The following is a 21,308-nucleotide window of genomic DNA, read 5'->3' on the forward strand; positions in this document are numbered from 1 at the left end:
GTAACAAAGGAGCACAGCCAAAGCGTTCAGATCAAGGCGAGAAAGCGCAGGAATAGCAGCGTTATTTCAAGCTTTCCCAACGCAGAGCCGGGTGCTTTGGCGACGCGAACTGTTACACAACTTTCCGCATGGCCCACTAGCCAGATCCAGGGACGGCAACCCGCCTGTATTCCCCGCGGCGCGCTCGAGCCAGGTGGCGGTCTACCCTCGGATAATTAACTTCGGGATTTGATGGAAGCAATCCGAGTGATACAGCGCACTGGTGCAAACGTCCTCGTCGGCCTGGCCATCTTCACCGGCGTTTTCAACAGCTCTCCCGCCCCAGCCCAGGGCGAGGACACCAGTGTGATTACCGTGGAGGGCCTTGCCGCGGCGGTACAGCCGATCGTCGAGCCGGTGCCGGTCACCGGCACATTGACGCCGCCGCGCCAGGCGCTGCTGTCGGCCGAAGTGGAGGGGCTGGTCAGCGGGATTTATGTGGACGTGGGCCACCGCGTCAAAAAGGACCAGCCGCTGCTGGAGCTGGATCCGGAATTGAACCAGATCGCCCGCGATGCGGCGCTGGCGGCCGTGGAGCGCAGCCGCGAGGCCCTGGCGGACAGCCGCCGGCGCCTGGACGAGGCACAGCGCCTGGTGGGCGACAAGCATATCGCCGAGAGCACAGTGAAATCCCTGGCCTCCGAGGTGCGCATCCGCGATGCGGAACTGCGCGCGGCGCAGATTGAGGCCCGGCGCCAGGAAGCACTGCTGGAACGCCACCGGATAATGGCGCCGTTCAGCGGCGCCGTAAGCCGCCGCGAGGCAGAGCTGGGGGAGTGGGTACAGCCGGGAGTGGCGCTTTTCGAGCTGGTCTCCGCCGAGCGCCTGCGCGCGGACTTCCAGGTGCCGCAGCGTTTCTATTCCCGCATCGATCCCGGGACGCCGCTGGATGTCCGCTTCGACGCCGGCGGCGAACGCGGCCATACCGATAGGATCTATAGGGCCAAAGTGCAGTACAAGGTGCCGCTCAGCACCAGTGGCGCGCGCACCTTTCTGTTGCGTACGGAGCTGCCGCGCACCGAAAACGCCGGCGGGGAGACACCGGAACTGATTCCGGGTATGTCGGTCTCCGCCACCCTGCTGCTCGGCACCCAGCGGCGCAGTATCGCCATTCCGCGGGACGCGGTGCTGCGCTACCCGGACGGCCGCATCACCGTGTGGCTGGCGGAGAAGTTCAGCGCCTGGGGCAAGCCGGCCACAGTGCGTGAGCAGCAGGTCACCACCGGGCTCAGCTTCGAGGGGTTGATCGAGATCCGCTCCGGCCTCGAGGCCGGCCAGATCGTCATTACGCGAGGCAACGAGAGCCTGCGGGAGGGGCAGACGGTGATACTGCGCAAGGCCCCCTGAACGCTCCGCGCCCCGCTTTCCACGACTTGAAGAGCCGCCATGTTTGAGCACATCGTCCGCAACGGCATTCTGGTAACGGTCACGGTGATGATCATCGCCATTCTCGGCGTGGTGGCGGCATTGCGTATTCCGGTGCAGATGATCCCGGACCTGGAGGTGCGCACCATCTCCATCCGCACCGACTGGCCCGGCGCCACACCGCAGGATATCGAAAAGGAAATCCTGATCGAGCAGGAGGAATACCTGCGCAATATCCCCTACCTGCAGGAGCTGCAGTCCACCGCCGACCTGGGCTCGGCGGAAATCGAGCTGGAGTTCCCCTTCGGCGTGGATATCACCGAGACGCTGATCCGCGTCAACAACGCGCTGACCCAGGTGCCCTCCTATCCGGAGAACGTCGACGAACCGCGGGTCTACGCCACCTCTTTTTCCGCCAACGCCTTTATGTATTTCCGCATCTCGCCACTTCCGGGCAATCCGCGCAAGCTCGACATGGACATGATGCGCGATTATGTAGAGGACAATGTGCGCCCGCGCATGTCCGGCGTGCCCGGCGTGGCGCAGGTGGACGTCGGCGGCGGCGCCGAGCGGCAGATACAGATCAAGCTGATGCCCGAGCGCCTGGCGGAGCGCAACCTGAGCCTGAACGACGTGCGCGAGGCCATAGGCGCGCGCAACCGGGATATCTCCGGCGGCGAGGTGGAGAGCGGCAAGCGCCGCTACCTGCTGCGCACCCTGGGCCGCTTCCGCGACCTGGACGAGCTGCGCGAGATGATCCTGCAGCGCAGCGGCGACGGCATAGTGCGTCTCGGCGATGTGGCCGAGGTGACACTCGACCACTTCAAGATCCGCAGCAATTCCTACGTGGACGGCCTGCCTGTGATCAGCCTGTCTGTGCGGCGCGAGAGCGGCTCCAACGTGATCGCGATCAAGCGGGCGATGATGAAGGAGGTCGAGCAGATCAACGCCGAACTGCTGCAGCCCCAGGGCATGCTGATGGCCTTGACCGCGGACGACGTCACCTATGTGCAGGACTCGATCTTCAACGTGTGGAAAAACCTGCTGCTGGGCGCCCTGCTCGCCACCGCGGTCATGTACGGCTTCCTGCGCTCGATCCGCGCCACCGCGCTGGGTGTGGTGGGCATTCCGATCTGTACCATTGCCGCCTTTATCGGCCTGCTGGTCACCGGGCGCACCATCAACGTGATCTCCCTGGCCGGCGTTGCCTTCGCCATCGGTATGACGCTGGACAACAGCGTCGTGGTGCTGGAGAGCATCGAACTGGAGCGGCGCCGCGGGCTGAACAGGCTGCAGGCGGCGATTTCCGGCGTGCAGCGGGTCTGGCCGGCGGTGCTGGCCTCAACGCTCACCACGGTGATGGTGTTTCTGCCGGTGGTGTTTATCGCCGAAGAGGCGGGCCAGCTCTACTCGGATGTGGCCATCGCGATCTCCTCGGCGATCCTGGTGTCGATGCTGGTGGCCATCACCGTGATTCCCACCGCCAGCGCGCGGCTGAAATTCGACGGCGCCCGGGCCGCGGCCATTTCCCACAGCCGCCTGCGCAACAGTGTGCTGGACAGTATCGGCTGGCTGATAGCGACGCCGGTGCGGCGGCTCTACACCATTGGTATCACCGCCGCCGCCAGCCTGGCCATAGTCCTGATTCTGACGCCGCCGGCGGAGTACCTGCCCGAGGGGGAGGAAGCGAAAACCTTCGCCACCATGAACGCCCCGCCCGGCTACAACCTGGCCACAATGAAACAGGTAGCCGGCGAGCTGCAGGAATATTTCCTGCCATTTGTCGACGACGCGCCGGAGGCCTTCGAGCGCGGCGAAGCCGCGGTGCCGGCGATGAAGTATGTGAATATGCGCGTGTCACCGCAGAGCATCCGCATCATTTCCGAATCCAGGGACCCGGCCCATATCGACGAGCTGATGAACGCGATAGTTGCGCAATACGAGCGCTACCCGGGCATGCGCGCCTTCGCCGCGCGCGGCTCCATCATCAGCAGCAACGACGCTGGCACCCGCAGCGTCGACCTGGATATCTCCGGGCCAAACCTCGCCGACCTGTATCAGGTGGCCCGCGCCGCCTACGCCCGAGCCGAGGAAATCTTCGACGACCCCAGTATCCAGACGCGTCCGTCCAGCCTGTCGCTGACACAGCCGCTGCTGCAGGTCACGCCGAAATGGGACAGGGCCGCGGAAGTGGGCATGAGCGCGGAGGACATCGGCTTTACCGTAGCGGCGCTGACCGACGGCGCCTTCGTCAACGAGTTTTTCCTCGACGACGACAAGATTGATATCTACCTCTACAACCGCCAGGGGCCGGCGGCGACGGTGGAAACGCTGGAGAATATTTTCATCTTCACGCCGGTGGGCCGGGTGCTGCCGCTGTCGGAGCTGGCGCAGACCGTCGAGACGGTGGACACCAGCACCGTGCGACGCGTGGACGGCCGCCGCACCGTGACGCTGAATATCATCCCGCCGCGCTCGGTGGCGCTGGAGACCGGTGTCGAGCGGGTCAAGACGGACCTGGTGCAGTACCTGAAGGACAAGGGCCAGGTGCCCGTCGGAGTCAGTCTGGGCATCTCCGGCGCCGCCGACCAGCTGGACGCCACCCGCGAATCCCTGGGCGGCAACTACATGGTCGCGCTGGCGATCGTCTACCTGCTGATGGTGGCCATCTTCGCCCACTGGGGCTATCCACTGCTGATCATGACGAGCATACCGCTCGGAATCGCCGGCGGCATCGCCGGGCTGGCCCTGCTCAACCTGGTCGGCGCGACCATGCGCAATATGGGCATGGAGGGCTTCCATCAGCCGTTCGACATGATTTCAATGCTCGGTTTCCTGATCCTGATGGGCACGGTGGTGAACAACCCGATACTGATAGTGCACCGCGCCATAAGCAACGTGAACGAGGAGAATATGCCGCCACTGGAGGCGGTGCAGGAGGCGGTCAGCTCGCGCCTGAGGCCCATCGCCATATCCAGCATCACCACCATCTGCGGCCTGGCGCCGCTGGTGTTCCTGCCCGGCGCCGGCACCGAGCTCTACCGCGGTGTGGGTGTGATCGTAATGAGCGGGATTATCGGCGCCACCCTGGTGACCCTGACGATGTTGCCGGCGCTGACGGTAATAGTGCTGAACTGGCACCAGCGGTTGCGACGGGAGCAGGTTGCGAAAAGTCCCGGGCAGTAACCGGCAGTAAAACAACTGGCTGTGGGCCGGCGATCGAATAGTTATTGTCGTAAAAAGTCTGATCGGGCTGGCCGGAACTGCTGACTGTCTGCACAAGCTCCAGCTTAGCCCCGTACATATACTGATATCTGCAACCCCACTTCGCCTCCGTCACCATCGGCGCCACGCTATGCCCAGGGAATTCACCAGCCTCACGCAGCTGCTGGAGCACATCAGCAAAACCGCTAAACGGCGCAAGCGGGTCTCGCTGGACCTGGTGGTGCGGGCGGTGGGCAGGCGCTCCTTTGCGCCGCTGTTGCTGCTGGTGGGTATCATTCTCTTCTCGCCACTCTCCGGTATTCCCGGCGTGCCCACGATCATGGGGTTACTGGTTCTGCTGACAGCAGTCCAGTTACTGCTGGGGCGCAGCCATTTCTGGCTGCCGCAGTGGCTGCTGCGGCGTTCCATCTCAAAGGGGAAGCTGATCCGTGCATTGCACTGGTTGCAGAAGCCGGCGCGTTTTATCGACCGCTGGCTGCGGCCGCGACTGGAATTCCTGGTGGGCCGCGCCGGTACCTATGTGATCGCGGCCATCTGCGCGGTGATCGCGCTGGCGCTGCCGGCGATGGAGATAGTGCCCTTTTCAGCGACCACCGCCGGCATGGCGCTGACCGCCTTGGGCCTGGCACTGGTGGCCCACGACGGCGTCCTGGCGCTGTTCGCCTTTGTTGTCACCGCATTCGTGTTTGGACTGATTGCCGGCGCGCTCTTCTAGCCGGCCGGTGCGGGCTGGTAATCCGGATTCGCGCCGCAGGAGGCCCGCACCACCAGTTCCGTGGGCAGGACTTCCGACGCCGCCTCCCTGCCCGCCACCAGTTGCATGACCCTGTCCACCAGCAATTCGCCACCGCGATGGATGTTCTGGCGCACCGTGGTCAACGGCGGCGTGTAGAAGGGGGCTATCGGGATATCGTCGAAACCCACCACCGCCACATCGGACGGCACCCTGATGCCGCTGGCCTGCAACGCCTTGATGGCGCCCATGGCGATATTGTCGCTGGCCGCAAAGATGGCATCGAAATCCGTCGATCCATTCCTCAGCAGCTCCATTGCGCTCTGGTAGCCAGATTCGATGGAGAAGGCCGCACCTGTGTGGTGTTCGTTTGCCTCAAGGCTCGCATCCTTCAGTGCGGCGAGGTATCCCTGGTAACGCGCCTCGATTTCCGGATGGGCGATATCGCCGAGGAAGACGATCCGGCGCCGGCCCAGCCCGATCAGGTGTTCGGTAGCCTGGCGGCCGCCCATCCAGTTGTCACTGCTGACGATGCAGTAATCGGCCCCCGGTTTGCGCGTGCCGCCCCAGACTACTAGGGGATCGCCGAGCTTGTGCAGTTCGCGCAGCGGGCTGTCGTCGGTGCCCTGGCCTATCACGATAACGCCGTCGGCGCGGCGGGAGCCCAGCAGGTAGGCGTGCCAGTCTGCGCTGGTGACGATGCTGCTGGAAAACAGCAGGTCGTATTTGTGCCGCGCCAGCTGGTCGGCGATGGCGCCGATCATGTCGATCATAAACGGGTCGGAAAAAGACTGGCCGCCCGCCTTGTCGGTATTGATGACCACCGAGATGGTGTGGCTGCGCTGCAGGCGCAGGTTGCGCGCGCTCTCGTTGATTTTGTAATTCATCGAGCGGGCGATTTTCTGGATGCGCTCGCGGGTCTTCTCGTTGATCAGCGGGTTGTTGTTCAGTGCCCGCGACACGGTGGATTCGGACACTCCCGCCAGGCGCGCTATATCGGACATGGATACGGGAGCGGGGGAATCCTTGGGCATGGCGCCTTCACCTTAAAAAATGCGAAGGCGCCATCTTAGGCGGGCTGCAATCCTTTGTAAAACGGCCATCAGTGGGGCGCGGAAGCCGCGACGCCGGTAAAATCTGCCCCGCCATCCCGTTCCACTGCGCGGCGGAAGAAGTACAGGCTCAGCAGAATCATACCGATCGGCACCAGCGACAGGTAGAAGGCGAACTGGCCGTCGTAGGCCTCGAATACAGAGCCGGTAATCAGCGAGCCGGTAGTGCCGCCGAGAGCGGAGAAGATCACCAGCAGGCCGGTCATCGCCGAGTGCTGGTGTTTCGGCAGCGAACTCAGCATGACCGAATTGATGGCCGGGTAGATGGGAGCCATAAACAGGCCGATCAGCGGCAGGATAAAGGCAGCCACCGGCGCGTTGAGCCAGTTGATTTCCGGATTGGCCTGCACATTGTCCGCCAGCGGCAGGGTCAGCACCACCAGCGCCGCCATCGCCAGCAGGCAACTATTCAACACCGGGTACCAGTGCATTCGGCGCATGATGGCGCCGGCGCCCAGGCGGGCGACGGCCAGGCCGGCAGCGAAGGTACTGGTGGCCTGCACGCTCATGGGCGCCGGCAGTTTCAGGATTTCATTGTTGAAGGTGGGTAGCCAGGTGCCTATGCCCTGCTCTATCAGCACATAGACGAAGGCGGAAATCACATAGATGCACACCAGCGGCTTGGCCACCAGGCGCAGCATCGCGAAAAACTCCTGCAGCGGGCTGTCGCCATCGACGCGGGTGCCGGACTCGTCCATTTCCGTCGTCCACAGCAGCACAAACGCCAGCGCGCAGATACCGGCCAGCACCCAGTAGACATTCAGCCAGGCGGTGGAGGTCGGATCGGCGGAATCGATAAAGGCGCTGAACAACCAATAGCCGCCGAGCACGCCCACCATAAACACGCCTTCCAGAGTGTTCACCATGCCCGCGTGTTCCTTCCGGTCCCCGGCCAATAATCCGATGGAGGAGTAGACGGCGACCTTGACCAGCGCGAAGGAGACGCCCACGCACAGAAACAGCAGCTTGGCGGTCCAGAAACCGGGTAGCAACGGCATGCACAGGCAGGCGGCAGTGACTATGCCCAGGCCGGTCAGCATGGCCCTCTTGAAACCGAAGCGCGGCAGCTGCGAGGCCACCAGGAAGGACACTATGCCAATCGGTATATCCTTGAAACCCTCCAGCACACTGGCGGCGGACTTGCTGACGCCGTAGCTGTTGATCACCTGCAGTATCACGGTGCCGACGCTGTTCAGCAGTATCGCGAATACCAGGTAGATGGCGAAGAGGGAGAGCAGTATGCGCTGGTTGTTCATGGCGACTTCTTTATTGTCTGTGCGGCTTGGGCCCGGGGGCTGTGCCGGCTCGTTATTGTACATTTTTCATTCAGACCGGAAAGCGGATCCGGGGGACACCGGATACTGCACCGGCGCCGGGCACCAGTATGGCGGAAGCGCCAGGGTGGTGCAATCGTTTGCAAACCATCGGCAACAATCGCGCCTGAAAGTGGTGACCAGCTACGCTTACCCGGTTCGACCGCAGTCGCGATTACTTAACTAATCTTTTGAATATCAAACACTTATATTTGTTATCAACTCTGTGTAAGTTGCCCCACTCGATGCACTTCACGCAATTTGCAATCGATTGCAAACAATCGGCAAATGGCGATAAACTGGCCGCAATGGCGCCGTGGCGCCCAGCGGGTGTGCGCACCCGCTCCGTTCAATCCCGATATGCGGTGGTGGCATGCAGCAACAACAAAACCCGAATCATCAGGTACACCCCTGGGAGCTGGTGGAGAGCGGCTTCCACCCAGAGGACTACGGCCTCAACGCCACCCTCTTCTCCCTCGGCAACGGCTTTATCGGCCTGCGCGGCGCCTTCGAGGAGGGCTTTGGTCCCGAGCCCTTCGCCGACGGCTGCTACCTGAATGGCGTCTTCGCCAGTGAGCCCATCCGCTACGGCGAGAGCGCCTACGGCTACGCGAAGAACAACCAGCGCATGCTGACAGTACCCAATGGCAAGTCGATTCGGCTGTGGATCGACGGCGAGCGCTTCTCCCTCGCGGAGGGTGAGCTGCTCGATTTTGAACGCCGCCTGGATATGGCCGCGGGCATATTGCACAGGAAACTGCGCTGGCGCTCGCCGAACGGCAAGACCATGGAGCTGCACAGCCGCCGCCTGGTTTCCCTGACCGACCGGCATCTCTATCTGGTGCACTACCAACTGACGCCGCTGGATTTCGAAGGCGAGGTGCGCCTTGTCTCCGTCTTGGATGCGGGCCTGGCGCAAGCGGAGAAGAGTGACGACCCGCGCCTGGCATCGCCGATCGACAGCGCCGATATTCAATTGCAGGAAAGTCTCGCGGACGGCGAGCAGCTGGCCCTGGTGCAGGAAGTTTTGAGCAGCGGCTTCAGCGTCGGCTCCGGGGCGCTGCACAAAATCGAATTCGACGGCGACTGCGCGCGGGAATATTCCCAGGACGTCGATCGCGTTTCGGTGGAATACCGCCTGGACGCACGCCGCGGCCAGGCGATTCGGCTGACAAAGTACGTGGCGCATTTCGCCGAGCAAAGAGCAGGTTCGATCGGCACAACCCGACTGCGCGACTATTTAAAAGATTGCAGCAACAAGGGCTTCGAAGACTACGCAGTTCTACAGCGTCGCGAACTGGAAAGTTTCTGGAATCAGGCGGATGTGGAGGTGCGCGGCAACGATGCCCTGCAGCAGGGCATGCGCTTCAATCTGTTCCACCTGTTCCAGTCCCTGGGCCGCGACGGTCGCACCAATATCGCCGCCAAGGGTTTATCCGGCGACGGCTACGAGGGGCACTATTTCTGGGATACGGAGATCTATATCCTGCCGTTCTTCCTCTACACCCAGCCGCAGCTGGCGCGTGGCCTGCTGGAGTACCGCCACTCGATTCTCGACGCCGCGCGGGCGCGGGCGCGGGAACTGGCGGTCAAGAAGGGCGCCCTCTTCCCATGGCGCACCATCGGCGGCGAGGAGTGCTCCGCCTACTACCCGGCCGGCACGGCGCAGTTCCATATCAATGCGGATATCGCCTACGCGGTGCGTCACTACTGCCGCGCCAGCGGCGACACGGATTTCCTGCGCGACAAGGGCGCGGAGATAGTGATCGAGGGCGCGCGCCTGTGGCTGGAAATCGGGCATTTCAATCCGCGCCGCGACAACAGATTCTGTATCAGCGAGGTCACCGGGCCAGACGAGTACACGGCACTGGTGGACAACAACTTCTACACCAACCTGATGGCCCGCGCGCACCTGGACTACGCCTGCGAGGTGCATGAGTGGCTGCGGGCCAATGCGCCCGAGACCGCTGCCGAACTGGCGCAGCGCATCCAGCTGGATGAGGAAGAGCCCGGGGCCTGGCGCCGCGCCGCGGACGCCATGTATTTACCGGAAGACAAAGGGCTCGGTATTCACCCGCAGGACGACGGTTTCCTCGACAAGCCCCAGTGGGATTTCGCCGGTACGCCGGCGGATCACTACCCGCTGCTGCTGCACTACCACCCACTGGTGATCTACCGCCACCAGGTGTGCAAGCAGGCGGATGTGATCCTCGGTCTCTTTCTGCAGAGCTCGGAATTCACGCTGGAGCAGAAGCGCCGCGACTTCGATTTCTACGAGCCCCGCACCACCCACGACTCCACTCTGTCCGCCTGTATTCACAGCATCATCGCCAGTGAGGTGGGCTACCCGGACAAGGCGCTGGATTATTTCCAGCAGGTGGCGCGCATGGATCTGGACAACCATCACAACAACACCCAGCACGGTATACACACCGCCTGCATGGGCGGTACCTGGCTGTGCCTGGCACAGGGTTTTGCCGGTATGCGCCTGCACGGCGAGGAGTTGAGCTTCAATCCTTATGTACCCGATGGACTGGCCGGCTACCGCTTCCGCCTGCAATTCCGCGGCCGCACCCTGGAGCTGGATGTGGATGGGGAACAGACCAGCTACACCCTGGTCAGTGGCGAGCCGATCACCCTGCGCCACTGCGACGAGATTCTCTGGCTCAGCGAGCCGGGGCAGTCGCTCGCCATCGATCGCGCACCGGCACGGGAGCTGGCGGTATGAATTTTCGCGCGGCCATATTCGACCTGGACGGCGTTATCGCCGACACCGCCCGCCTGCACCTGCAGGCCTGGCGCCAGCTGGCAGAGGAACTGAAGCTGCCCTGGGGCGACAATATGGAAGAATCGCTCAAGGGCCTGGAGCGCATGGCGTCGCTGGAAACGATTCTCGGCGAGCGCAGCGCGGACTTCAGCGACCGGGAGAAAGTCGCACTGGCTTCGCGCAAGAACGACTGCTACCGGGAATTGATCCGGAATCTGACAGCGGACGATCTGCTGCCCGGCGCCGGGGAATTGCTGGCGTGCCTGCGCGGCCGTCGCATTCCGATTGGCCTGGCCTCGGCGAGCAAGAATGCGCCGGCGGTGTTGCAGGCACTGGGTATTGCCGACTGCTTTACTTTTATCGCCGACCCGGCCAAGGCCGCGCCCAAGCCGGCGCCGGATATTTTCCTCGCCGCCGCCTGGGGCCTGGCCGTCGATCCCGCCCGCTGCCTGGCGTTCGAGGATGCAGCGGCGGGTGTAACCGCGATTCAGGCGGCCGGCATAAAGGCGGTGGGTGTTGGCGATCGCAATGCCTTGCGTGAGGCGGATTACCTCCTGGACAGCCTCGTTGAATTTGATGCAGACGGTTTCTTTGCCCCAATTACCATCCCGGTCAATGCCGACCAAAGTCCGTAGAACCGTTCCGGATCAGACATTAATTCGCTCGTCATACCGGCGCAGGCCGGTATCCAGTTTGGTGCCACCTGGATTCCGGCCTGCGCCGGGATGGCGACAAATCGTTGTAGGAGCGGCGGGGCGGGCCTCCGCCGCTCCTACAGGAATGCCTATTTTCATACCCCTAAAAATAAAAAAGCCGCACGATGGGGATTCCGTGCGGCAAGCTCAATGAGCGCAGATATCGCGCCGACAAACTAACTGACTAGACGTTAAAAATCGTAACCGACGCTCAACCTGATATTGCGCGGCAGAATGTAGCGCACGTTGGCCGCCAGCGGATCGCGGGGATCGCCCTCGGTGGCACCCTCCTCGTCGGTGAGGTTATTCACCGCCAGCTGTACACTGAGATCGTTGATAGTCATGGTGGTGCCGAAATCCACCTTGGTATAGGCGGGCAGCGTGGTGATATTGGCGCTGTCGCTATAGCGCTCGCCAACACGGCTGACAGCGCCATAGAGGGACATATCCACGCCGTTGTTCAGGGTCCAGTCGTAGCTCTGGGTCAGGCGCAGCTGGTGCTCCGGCTGGCGCTGCACCTGGTTGCCCTCGAAGTCGCCGCTGGTGATTTCCGCATCCTGAATGGTGGCGTTCAGGCCTAGGGTGAAATCCCCCCAGTAGAGTTTACCGTCCAGCTCCACCCCGGTGGCCTCCGTCTCCAGCCGTGTGCAGACATCGCTGCCGACGACGCAGTCGGGCATACCTTGGGTCTCGTTGTAGAAGAGGGTCGCGAACAGGGAGTAGTTCTCGTCCTGCAGCTTGTAGCCCCACTCGGCCTGGTCCACGTCGATCACCAGGTCGGAGCCGGCGCGGAAGCTGCCGCCGAACTCGCGGTAGTTGTCGAAGTCGGCAAACTTGAAGCCGGAGTTGATGCGGAAGAAGCTGCCCATATTGTCGGCGAAGGCCCAGTCCACCGCGGCGGTGTAGGCGGTGCCGTCCTCGTCCGCCTTGTAGCTGGTGAAGACGCCATCGCGAGCACCGTCGTCCACCGAGTAGTTGGTCTCGCGGTTGGCGGAGCGCACCCCCAGGTCGAAGGTAAAGTCGCCGACATAGAATTCGCCGGCCAAATAGAGCGCATCCTCGCGCGCATTGCCATTGGCCTCGACGTCGTAGTTCCAGCCACAGGTCGCCATACCGGCAGCGTTGCATTCGATCTCGCCAGCGGCGCCACTGCTGGCGATCTGCTCGCCGTCGTGACCCAGCACATAATATTTCTGGTTGCCGATGGACCACCACTCGTTCACTTCCCAACTGGAGGCGTAGTAGCCAGCGGTGATCTTGGCGCTGTCCCACTGCTTGGCGATACTGAGGTCGTTGCTGGCCGCCTCTATTTCCTTGCGCACCACCCAGGGACCGAACTGCTGCACCAGGGTATCGCCGCTGACGGCGCTGCCGGAGACGGTGGTGGCAGAAGCGATGGGATCACCGTTCAGGTCGGTCAGGCTGTCCAGGCGCACCGGGCTGCCGTTGGGTACGAAGCCCAGGGTGTCGGCGTTGCCGCTGGTCAGCGCGAAGCGATCGGTCAGGCTCCAGCCGTCGCCCAGGTCCAGCTCCACATAGGCGCCGCCGATGCTGCCGTCCCAGCCGCGGCCCTCACCCATATCGAAGCTCTGCCACTCGGTTTCGGAACCGCCGCTGCCATCGGCCTGGCTGATAGGCACCAGCACCTTGCGGTTGCTCGGGCCCACCTGGGTGTAGTCCGCCGGCAGTGTCGAGGCACCGGGCAGGTACCAGGTGCCGTGGTCGTCGGTATCGCGCAGGTAGAAGCCGGCCTTGCCGTTGTCCAGCTCCGCGGTCAGGTGCAGGGTGAACTGGTGGCCCTCCTCCGCACTGAAGCCGGCGTCGCGCACGCCGGGGGAGGAACTCACGTAGCCGCCCATCATGTAGTAAACATCGTCACTCAGCTTGCCGGTCAGCAATGCATCCATGCGCTGCAAGTCGTAGTCAGAGCTGGTGTACTTGACCCGACCTTCCGTCTCCTCGGTGCCCTCTTTCAGGATAAAGTTGGTGGTCAGACCTGGCTGGCCGTTGGAGTAGACCGGGTTGGGACCGCCGCGCAGGCCCTCGACCCGCTGGATGGTCTCGTCGACACGGAACAGCGAGGAATTCTCGAGGAAGGACAGGGTCGGTGCCGGGTAGACCGGCAGGCCGTTCATGGAAACGGTGACGAAGGGGGCGTCGCTACCGCCCGGGAAACCGCGCACATCGATATTGGCGCCGGACACGCCGCCGGAGCTCTCCACCCACAGGCCGGGAATGGACTTCATCAGGTCCGCGGTGCTGGCCGGGGAAACTTTGGAGATCTCGTCGTCGCTCAGGGTGGTAATGGAGAAGCTGGCGTCCAGCTTACGGATACTGGCACCGCCCGGGGTACCGGTGGTCACCACCTCCTCCATCACCATAGTATCGGATGGGGTCGGCTGGCTCGCCTGCTGGGCGACCAGGCCACCGCTGAAACCCAGGGAGATTGCCGCCAGGGACACCGCCTGGGCCAAAGGATTCTTATTCATCAACTCTTCCCTCTCGTCCTCGTTTTTATGCAACTTATTGTTCTCGGTGTAAATTTTTATGACTGTTGTATCGCCCAATGCAAACGATTGCATGCACCGCTACAAAACGTGTATGTGTGACTACACCGTACGGATCACTATAATGCGGCATTGCAATCGATTGCAACAATGAAAAAGGGCCTGCTCGGAAGTTTTGGCTATCAATCTTTCAACTGGTTATTACTTTTTAATATCAATTTGACAGGTATCGTTCGATTTGTGAACAGGACTCGGAGTTGCTCAAAGCGGATTTCGCCCCCTTTCGGTGCATGACCGACGGCATTTGCGGATCAGTCCAGGCTATTTTGCGCTGGGCACACCCAACAGGTGCGGGTACCTGGCCAGGGCGGTGATCGCGAGCAGGTCGTAGACGGCGTGCCAGGTCACCACGCACAGCAGGCTCTCGGTCAGCTGGTAAGTAGCGCCGAGAATCAGGCCAACCGCCAATGTGGCGACAAAATAGGTGAACGAGGCGTAGTGCAGCAGCGCAAAGGCCACTGAGGCACCGAGCAATCCCAGCAATGGCGTGCTGACCTGCGACAGCCAGGGTTGCAGGAAACCGCGGAACAGCAATTCCTCGCAGACGCCGGCGGCGAGGGAGACCAGCGCTATCTGCAGGACGGTGTAGCGAGAAAACAGCGGGTGCAGATCGCGGCAGTGTTTGCGCAGTGTTTGCCCGACAGCCGTTTTCGAGCGGGTCAGCCAGATGGCGGTGGCATAACTCAACAGGGCGCCGAGAGTGCCGATCAAAAGCGCGGAGAATCCCGAAGCCCCCAGAACGGATACCCGGACATCGAGAAAGTATATCCCGGCCAGCGCTATCGCCAGGGTTGCCAGCTGCAGCAGCATCACCAGGCCGAAGGTATTCGGGGTTTCCACTGTGGGCTGACTCATGGCCCTCTCTCCGCCAGCAGGCGTAGGGGGCGCCGCGTGCACGCGCGGGCGATTAACGGAAGATTCTGGTGCGCGCGGCGCACCCTACAGGCGGTTTTCCATTGGCAAAGAAGTTTATTCAATTGAATTCCCGCTTACGTTTTTCAGCCGCGCCCTGCCGCCGCCGGATACCATCACCTCGGCCACGCCGCCGTTGCGCAGCTCGCTCTCCAGTCCCAGGGCCTTTTCCTTGGGCGCAAAGAAGGCCTCGATACCGTACCTGACCCGATAGCTGCTCCTGGAATCCCGCAGCCAGGTGCCGCTAATCCTGCCGCGCAGGAAGACGCCCTCTTCCGGTTTCTCCAGGCTGGCACCGGCCAGCCGGTGGAAACCGCGCTTATCCCGTTTCAGGGAGACATAGACCAGCTCCCCCTCGCGCAATTTCCTGTCCGCCGGAAACAGCGAGGCGTCCAGTTGGGAGAAGTTGTAGTCGAGCCGCGCATAGTTGCCGCGGAACAGTGAACGCGGATCCACCGGTATGGTTTTCAGGCGGATTTCCTCTCCCGTCCACAGTGGCATCTGGGCGCTGATGTACATACCGATCAGTATCAGGAACTGCAATGCAATGGCCGCGAGCAGGCCAAGGGTTGTTTTCCGGTTCATGGCGTCCCCTCCCCGGACTGGTGCTTCTTCCAGTACCTCGCCGCCCCCAGCAACAGTACCGCGAAGAGCGTGAACACCAGTGCCCCGCCCATATAGTCCCCGATCAGGTCGATATAGCGCAGCAGGGCTGTCACCAGTATCGCGGCCACACCGAGGAAAAAGTAATGGGAAATTCCGCCGTGAATACCCCGCACTATCAGCCAGATACCGCTGCCGACCAGTGCAAAGTTCGCGGCCACCTGGAAATAGATCGCGTGCTCGTCATTGCCGGAGATGGTCACCGCCAGCAACAGTAGCGCGAACACCACCAGCAGCAGCGTGCAGGACAGCAGCCGCCCCGCCCGGGAAGCCGGCAGCAGCGCCAGCCCGCCGAGCAGGGCTATCGCAAACCACATGGAGAATGGGTGGTTCCAGTGCGCATCCAGCAGCCCCTCCCAGGGCTCGGCGAAGCTCAGCACCAGCATCAGTAGCAGCGCAAAGCGCAGGCACCAGATCGAAATGACCGCCGCGTAGTCCTTGGCCACCGGCGACCGCTGCCTGCTCAGCCAGTGGCTGAAGGCAAACAGCAACACAAACAGGGCAACCGCCACCGCGAGGTTTTCCGCCTGCAGGTCGAACAGGAAGAACTGGTCCGCCTCACGCCAGAAGGCCGCCAGTGAATACTCGACCCAGAAGCCGGTACTGGCGAGCACCACCAGCAGCAGCACTATGCTCTGGCGCCCGCGACTGAGCACATAGACAGAGGAGAGAATAAACAGCGGCAATAGCGCCGGATAGAAGCCGTAATTGACCTCCAGGAAAAACCAGATCAATGCCAGGATATTCGCCTGCAGCGCCAGCCAGGGGTTTTTCGTCAACAGCGCGAATGGCAGACAGCCGAGCGCCCACCAGAAGACGCCGTCCGGCATATGCTCGCCCAGGTGGTAAATCTGCGCTATCAGGATGATGGAGGCACCGAAGAAGAGGTTGCCGAGCAGGAAGAGTCCCACCCCGGCGCTGCGGTCGCCGGCGAGATACTGGCGCAACGCAATCCCCTGGGTGGTCACCGTCAGCGCAATAAGGCCCCACATGCGCAGTGCCCGCGGTATCTCGTCCCAGTTGGCCCCCAGCAGCGTGATGATCGCCAGGCCGATAAACAGGTAGCCCAACCCCACCAGTACCTGGTAGCCGAAGGAGCGGCTCCTGGCCTGCTGGTAGTCGACGCCATAGCGATCGCAGATAAGTTCCGCCTGGGACTCGCTGATCAGCCCCTCCTCGACCCAGTCGCCGGCTTCCCGCGCCAGGTCGTTTTTCAGTAACCGTATCAATCGCATAACGTCCCCTGAATGACTGCCGGTGCTGACTGAGTAACGACGCACTGGTCACCTGCGCGAGTATCCGCAATGGCGACGGCCGGCGCAATCCTGACCGTAGGGTGCGCCGCGCGCACCAACAGGCCTGTCACCGCCACCTGGCGTGTTGATGGTGCGCATGGCGCACCCTACGGCACTATGAGCAACAACAAGCTAATCAACTAAAACTATCAGAATCATTTAAATAGATTATTTTTATTAACCAGCTCTTACTCATAGTATTACTCCCGTTCCAGACAACTTCTCAACCCAAACACAGTGAACCAGGAGCTATCCATGTCCCGCTACATCGAATCCGAACTCAAGCCCTTCCAGGCCAAGGCCTACCAGGCCGGCGACTTCTTCGACATCAGCGATGCCGATGTCAGGGGCAAGTGGGCGGTGTTCTTCTTCTACCCCGCCGACTTCACCTTCGTCTGCCCCACCGAGCTGGGCGACCTGGCGGACAACTACGCCGAGTTCCAGAAACTGGGTGTCGAGATCTACTCGGTCTCCACCGACACCCACTTCACCCACAAGGCGTGGCACGACTCTTCCGAGACCATCGGCAAAATCCAGTACCCGATGATCGGCGACCCCACCGGCACCCTCACCCGCAATTTCGGCGTGATGATCGAGGAAGAAGGCATCGCCGACCGCGGCACCTTCGTGATCGACCCGGAGGGCAAGGTGCAGATCGTCGAGATCACCGCTGGCGGTATCGGCCGCGACGCCCAGGAACTACTGCGCAAGATCAAGGCCGCCCAGTACATCGCCGCCCACCCGGGCGAAGTCTGCCCGGCCAAGTGGAAGGAAGGCGAGGAAACCCTGGCCCCGTCCCTGGACCTGGTCGGCAAGATCTAAACCCCTGGGACCGCGGAGCTCCAGCTCCGCAAGCTGGCCACAGGCCCGCCCAACAAACCTCAACCGGGACTGCCATCCCCATTCGCCCACCTTCGGGTGGGCTTTTTTTACCCTTTTAATCGACAGGACACACCGATGTTGGACGCCAACCTGAAACAGCAACTGGACACCTACCTGCGCAATATCATCGAGCCGATCGAACTGCGTGTGTCCGGCGACAACAGCCCCAAATCCGCGGAGCTGGAACAATTGGCCGATGAAATCGCCAGCCTCTCCGACAAGATCGAAACCCACAGCGGCGCTGGCAAACGCACGCCGAGCATGGCCATCGCCCGCAGGGGCGAAGCGCCGCGCGTCAGCTTTGCCGGCATTCCCCTGGGCCACGAGTTCACCTCCCTGGTACTCGCCCTGCTGCAGACCGGCGGCCATCCGTCCAAGGCCGACCGAGAACTGCTGGAGCAGATCCGCAACCTCCAGGGCGAGTATCACTTCGAAACCTATATCTCGCTGTCGTGCCAGAACTGCCCGGACGTGGTGCAGGCCCTGAACTTGATGGCGACCCTGAATCCGAATATCACCCACGAGATGATCGACGGCGCCCTCTTCCAGGACGAAGTCGAACAGCGCCAGGTGATGGCGGTGCCCGCCGTCTACCTGAACGGCGAGCATTTCGCCCAGGGCCGCATGACCCTGCAGGAAATCGTCGCCAGGCTGGACACCGGCGCTGCCGAACGCGAGGCCGCATCCCTGAATGAAAGAGAAGCCTACGATGTGCTGGTAGTGGGCGGCGGCCCGGCCGGCGCCGCTGCCGCGATTTACGCCGCGCGCAAGGGCATCCGCACCGGCCTGGTGGCCGAGCGCTTCGGCGGCCAGGTAATGGACACAGTGGGTATCGAGAACTTCATTTCAGTACCCTACACCGAGGGCCCGAAACTCGCCGCCAGCCTGGAGCAGCACGTCAAGGAATACGGGGTGGACATTATCACCGGTCAGCGCGCCGCAAACCTGGCCCACAACCAACTGCTGGACCTGGAACTGCAGAGCGGCGCCACCCTGAAAAGCCGTTCCATAGTCCTCGCCACCGGCGCCCGCTGGAGACAACTGGGCGTACCCGGCGAGGAGGAATACAAAACCCGCGGCGTGGCCTACTGCCCCCACTGCGACGGCCCCTTCTTCAAGGGCAAGCAGGTGGCGGTGATCGGCGGCGGCAACTCCGGCATAGAGGCGGCCATCGACCTGGCGGGTATCGTCCAGCATGTCACCGTACTGGAATTCGCCGACACACTGCGCGCCGACGAAGTGCTGGTGCGCAAGGCGCGGTCGATGGACAACATCGACATCATCACCAATGCCCAGACGACAGAAATCCTCGGCGACGGCAACAAGGTGAACGGCCTGCAATACACCGACCGGGTGAGCGGCGAGAGCAAGCAACTGCAACTGCAACTGGCCGGCGTCTTCGTACAGATAGGCCTGGTGCCCAACACCGAGTTCCTGAAGGACAGCGAGGTGGAATTGAACCGCATCGGCGAGATCACCATAGACGAACGCGGAGCCACCAACCTCCCCGGCGTCTACGCCGCCGGCGATGCCACTACCGTGCCCTACAAGCAGATAGTGATCTCCATGGGTGCGGGGGCCACGGCGGCGCTGGGGGCCTTTGATTACCTGATTCGCTCGTCTGTTAGCGAGGAGGCGGGCCAGGAGAAGACTGTTCCCGAGGCGCTGGCGGCCAGCGCTTAATCCACCAGGAGGAACATGAGAGGCGGCCGGAGCAATTCCGGCTGCCTCTATTTATTGCCCTTCCCTCGCGGATTAAAATCTTACCTGAACACTCAATTCCCACCCGTGCCCAATCGGAAAAATGATCATCGGGACCCTACTGCCAAATCCGGTGAAAATCCCATAAGAAATAACGCCTTGTGAGGCAGTAGGAAAATGGGGATATGAGTCACGGCGACCGTTTATCCAGAACTGGTAAATCGTACCAATTCCCCTGCAATCTTGACGCTGCGGGCGTTACAGCGCACTCTTGGTCGAATTGTCTCAAGTGAGATATGAGGCGGGGGAAAAGTGGCCCTTAGGGCTACGATACAAATGTTAGGAAACCAATTTACTGATGATTAATCAACCTAGTAAACCAGTCAGTCGCGTAACAACGGTGGCTCTTACCTACTTTAGAGAAGAGTTGCAACCAGTACTATCTGAGCTACATGAACTATCAGTAAAATTATCTGGATTCAAAGTGGGATTCTTTGAATCTATAACGCGAAATAGAATACGAGACCTTGAAGCAGATTACGCAAATTTAATGAATAGATTCATGGCTACCTATAAGAAATGGTACCTCCCAGAAGAAATGTTCAATGGAACAGGTGTAGAGCTTACTACCGAAGCATACTCAGAGTATCATGGGTTGAAGTCTGCATTTACTGAGCACATTCAAGAAGGGTTTAGGCTCATATCTTTTGCAGATAGATTGGTAGGCGGAGCCAGGTCTATCGCTGATAATCGTGTGGCAATTACTGTATCAATTAGCGCAATTACGGTGTCAGTGATAATTGCTATTTTCCAAGTTGCCAGTTCCTAACCAAGCGCTGCACGGGACGGCCAACGCTATGCACCTTTGTGCTGGTCGCTACGCTCCCATTTTCGCACAAAGGTGCATAGCATTGTCCGCCCGTGAGCGCGGCGTTCAGGCTGTAGAAAAACTCGAGAGATTTTTGCATGAGCGAGTTTTTTGTGCGGAGAGTGTCCTGAAATACTTTTCGGCACCCAAAACAGGCTCAGAATTCACGTAGATTCGTGATTTTTTGGGCAAAATATAACCAAGTATAAGGGGCCGGAGTTTTTCTACAGCCTCGTTAGATGAAAAAGAGATAGCCATGTTGCAGGAGCTTGTTTACTCGAAATACTCAAGGCCACAGAAACTATCTGATCCTCATTCGGATTTTACGCCTGGAATGCTGAAGAATCTGCTAAAGAAGGATGACTCTGAATTTGGATGGAATGATTATTCTTGCCTTTTTGGACCCCACCTGCCGGCTGGGACATATGAAGAAGTCATGTATTTTCTGCCGAAAGCTTTTGGGTATTTGAAGATCCATGAAGATGAAGCGTTAGACTTAGTTACGCCAATATTTGGATTTTGCTCAAAAAATATTGAACGGCTTCAAGAAGATGGCCTAGAGGAATTAGTAAAAGAACAAATCATTGAATGCCTCAATTATTGGGTAAGGAATTTCAGAATAGAACACTACGATAAACAAATGTGTGTAAATAAAGGGTGGCGCCTGTCTCATAATGACCTTGTTCACAACACAGAGACAATATGTAAGGGGACTACCGATCTTGCAAGATTCGAAACACTGAAATCTTTGGCAATAGAATTTACACAATCTTTGGCGCATCATAATGACGACATCACAAAAGCCTCTTGGTTTATTGAGTACTCTCGCGCTCGTTTTGATGTATACACTCCACCGGATTTGCCAGAAATACAAAAGTTATTATCCGACGAAAAATTGTTAAATGAGGCATATGCCGTAGTATGGCCTGAAGCATATGAATACAAGCTCACATATTGGCGTGATACCTTTAGCAAGCTTGGATTATGAAATCACCTAGTATCACATGCACTCGGACATCAAAAAGCGCCGCCCGTTCCTCGCTCTGCTTTTTGCTGCCGGTGATGTGTGGCGTTAAGTTTAAGACTTACCCACGTTTAGTAGACACCCTGTATAGTTAGGTTTCGGCCTAACACGGAGGTGTACCATGGGTAAGAAGAGAACTCAGGCGTA

The 21,308-nt window shown here is 60.6% G+C and carries 15 protein-coding genes; 9 read left to right on the top strand and 6 right to left on the bottom strand.

Features of this window, described 5'->3' with window-relative positions; translation table 11 throughout:
- Positions 1-246: 246 nt before the first annotated feature.
- The 3 genes from IG627_RS19335 to IG627_RS19345 all read left to right on the top strand — a co-directional run bounded on the left by IG627_RS19335 (position 247) and on the right by IG627_RS19345 (position 5,344).
- Positions 247-1,386 (top strand): efflux RND transporter periplasmic adaptor subunit, encoded by a 1,140-nt coding sequence (locus IG627_RS19335; protein ID WP_319024617.1) that lies wholly within the window; start codon positions 247-249, stop codon positions 1,384-1,386.
- A 39-nt stretch (positions 1,387-1,425) separates the two neighbouring features.
- A complete protein-coding gene (locus tag IG627_RS19340) occupies positions 1,426-4,590 on the top strand; it encodes an efflux RND transporter permease subunit (RefSeq protein WP_193194747.1) in 3,165 nt (1,054 codons plus the stop codon).
- Between the two features lie 169 nt (positions 4,591-4,759).
- Positions 4,760-5,344 carry an exopolysaccharide biosynthesis protein gene (locus IG627_RS19345; protein ID WP_193194749.1) on the top strand — a complete coding sequence of 195 codons (585 nt, stop codon included), beginning with the start codon at positions 4,760-4,762 and terminating at the stop codon, positions 5,342-5,344.
- Here the strand turns inward: IG627_RS19345 and IG627_RS19350 are convergent.
- Positions 5,341-6,396 (bottom strand): LacI family DNA-binding transcriptional regulator, encoded by a 1,056-nt coding sequence (locus tag IG627_RS19350; RefSeq protein WP_193194750.1) that lies wholly within the window; start codon positions 6,394-6,396, stop codon positions 5,341-5,343. The two genes, IG627_RS19345 and IG627_RS19350, sit on opposite strands and share 4 nt — an antisense overlap.
- Positions 6,397-6,464: 68 nt before the next feature.
- Positions 6,465-7,730 (bottom strand): MFS transporter, encoded by a 1,266-nt coding sequence (locus IG627_RS19355; RefSeq protein WP_193194752.1) that lies wholly within the window; start codon positions 7,728-7,730, stop codon positions 6,465-6,467.
- A 430-nt stretch (positions 7,731-8,160) separates the two neighbouring features.
- On the opposite strand from IG627_RS19355, the gene IG627_RS19360 reads away from it, so the two are divergent.
- Together IG627_RS19360 and pgmB are read left to right on the top strand one after the other, a co-directional pair.
- Positions 8,161-10,515 carry a glycoside hydrolase family 65 protein gene (locus IG627_RS19360; RefSeq protein WP_193194754.1) on the top strand — a complete coding sequence of 785 codons (2,355 nt, stop codon included), beginning with the start codon at positions 8,161-8,163 and terminating at the stop codon, positions 10,513-10,515.
- Positions 10,512-11,189, top strand: coding sequence for a beta-phosphoglucomutase (gene pgmB, locus IG627_RS19365; RefSeq protein ID WP_193194756.1), 678 nt, complete (start codon positions 10,512-10,514; stop codon positions 11,187-11,189). The genes IG627_RS19360 and pgmB overlap by 4 nt, the downstream gene beginning before the upstream one ends.
- A 251-nt stretch (positions 11,190-11,440) precedes the next feature.
- Here the strand turns inward: pgmB and IG627_RS19370 are convergent, their stop codons facing one another.
- From IG627_RS19370 to IG627_RS19385, 4 genes are all read right to left on the bottom strand, one after another.
- On the bottom strand, positions 11,441-13,738 hold the full coding sequence (locus tag IG627_RS19370) for a TonB-dependent receptor (protein WP_193194758.1): 2,298 nt from the start codon (positions 13,736-13,738) through the stop codon (positions 11,441-11,443).
- A gap of 339 nt (positions 13,739-14,077) precedes the next feature.
- Complete coding sequence (locus tag IG627_RS19375; RefSeq protein ID WP_193194760.1) at positions 14,078-14,671, bottom strand: CPBP family intramembrane glutamic endopeptidase; 594 nt, start codon at positions 14,669-14,671, stop codon at positions 14,078-14,080.
- A gap of 114 nt (positions 14,672-14,785) precedes the next feature.
- Positions 14,786-15,313 carry a GDYXXLXY domain-containing protein gene (locus IG627_RS19380; protein ID WP_193194762.1) on the bottom strand — a complete coding sequence of 176 codons (528 nt, stop codon included), beginning with the start codon at positions 15,311-15,313 and terminating at the stop codon, positions 14,786-14,788.
- Entirely contained in the window at positions 15,310-16,626 is a 1,317-nt protein-coding gene (locus tag IG627_RS19385) for a DUF2157 domain-containing protein (RefSeq protein WP_193194764.1), read from the bottom strand. The genes IG627_RS19380 and IG627_RS19385 overlap by 4 nt, the downstream gene beginning before the upstream one ends.
- Before the next feature lie 315 nt (positions 16,627-16,941).
- Between IG627_RS19385 and ahpC the strand changes: the two genes are divergently transcribed.
- The 4 genes from ahpC to IG627_RS19405 all read left to right on the top strand — a co-directional run bounded on the left by ahpC (position 16,942) and on the right by IG627_RS19405 (position 21,125).
- Positions 16,942-17,508, top strand: a complete 567-nt coding sequence (gene ahpC / locus IG627_RS19390) for an alkyl hydroperoxide reductase subunit C (RefSeq protein WP_193194766.1) — start codon at positions 16,942-16,944, stop codon at positions 17,506-17,508.
- Between the two features lie 135 nt (positions 17,509-17,643).
- Complete coding sequence (ahpF, locus tag IG627_RS19395; protein WP_193194767.1) at positions 17,644-19,251, top strand: alkyl hydroperoxide reductase subunit F; 1,608 nt, start codon at positions 17,644-17,646, stop codon at positions 19,249-19,251.
- A gap of 376 nt (positions 19,252-19,627) precedes the next feature.
- Complete coding sequence (locus IG627_RS19400) at positions 19,628-20,098, top strand: hypothetical protein (protein ID WP_193194768.1); 471 nt, start codon at positions 19,628-19,630, stop codon at positions 20,096-20,098.
- 295 nt (positions 20,099-20,393) lie between these two features.
- A complete protein-coding gene (locus tag IG627_RS19405; RefSeq protein WP_193194769.1) occupies positions 20,394-21,125 on the top strand; it encodes a hypothetical protein in 732 nt (243 codons plus the stop codon).
- The last annotated feature ends 183 nt before the right edge of the window (positions 21,126-21,308 follow it).

Origin of the sequence: Microbulbifer taiwanensis, assembly GCF_014904815.1 — a bacterium.
GTDB classification, from domain to species: Bacteria; Pseudomonadota; Gammaproteobacteria; order Pseudomonadales; family Cellvibrionaceae; genus Microbulbifer; species Microbulbifer taiwanensis.

Bases quoted from the DNA above. Each gene is read 5' to 3' on its own strand.
- IG627_RS19405 (WP_193194769.1), top strand. From the start codon at position 20,394: ATGTTGCAGGAGCTTGTTTACTCGAAATACTCAAGGCCACAGAAACTA.
- IG627_RS19340 (WP_193194747.1), top strand. From the start codon at position 1,426: ATGTTTGAGCACATCGTCCGCAACGGCATTCTGGTAACGGTCACGGTG.
- IG627_RS19370 (WP_193194758.1), bottom strand. From the start codon at position 13,738: ATGAATAAGAATCCTTTGGCCCAGGCGGTGTCCCTGGCGGCAATCTCC.
- ahpC (WP_193194766.1), top strand. From the start codon at position 16,942: ATGTCCCGCTACATCGAATCCGAACTCAAGCCCTTCCAGGCCAAGGCC.
- IG627_RS19345 (WP_193194749.1), top strand. From the start codon at position 4,760: ATGCCCAGGGAATTCACCAGCCTCACGCAGCTGCTGGAGCACATCAGC.
- pgmB (WP_193194756.1), top strand. From the start codon at position 10,512: ATGAATTTTCGCGCGGCCATATTCGACCTGGACGGCGTTATCGCCGAC.
- IG627_RS19385 (WP_193194764.1), bottom strand. From the start codon at position 16,626: ATGCGATTGATACGGTTACTGAAAAACGACCTGGCGCGGGAAGCCGGC.
- IG627_RS19350 (WP_193194750.1), bottom strand. From the start codon at position 6,396: ATGCCCAAGGATTCCCCCGCTCCCGTATCCATGTCCGATATAGCGCGC.
- IG627_RS19360 (WP_193194754.1), top strand. From the start codon at position 8,161: ATGCAGCAACAACAAAACCCGAATCATCAGGTACACCCCTGGGAGCTG.
- IG627_RS19400 (WP_193194768.1), top strand. From the start codon at position 19,628: ATGATTAATCAACCTAGTAAACCAGTCAGTCGCGTAACAACGGTGGCT.
- IG627_RS19355 (WP_193194752.1), bottom strand. From the start codon at position 7,730: ATGAACAACCAGCGCATACTGCTCTCCCTCTTCGCCATCTACCTGGTA.
- IG627_RS19380 (WP_193194762.1), bottom strand. From the start codon at position 15,313: ATGAACCGGAAAACAACCCTTGGCCTGCTCGCGGCCATTGCATTGCAG.
- ahpF (WP_193194767.1), top strand. From the start codon at position 17,644: ATGTTGGACGCCAACCTGAAACAGCAACTGGACACCTACCTGCGCAAT.
- IG627_RS19375 (WP_193194760.1), bottom strand. From the start codon at position 14,671: ATGAGTCAGCCCACAGTGGAAACCCCGAATACCTTCGGCCTGGTGATG.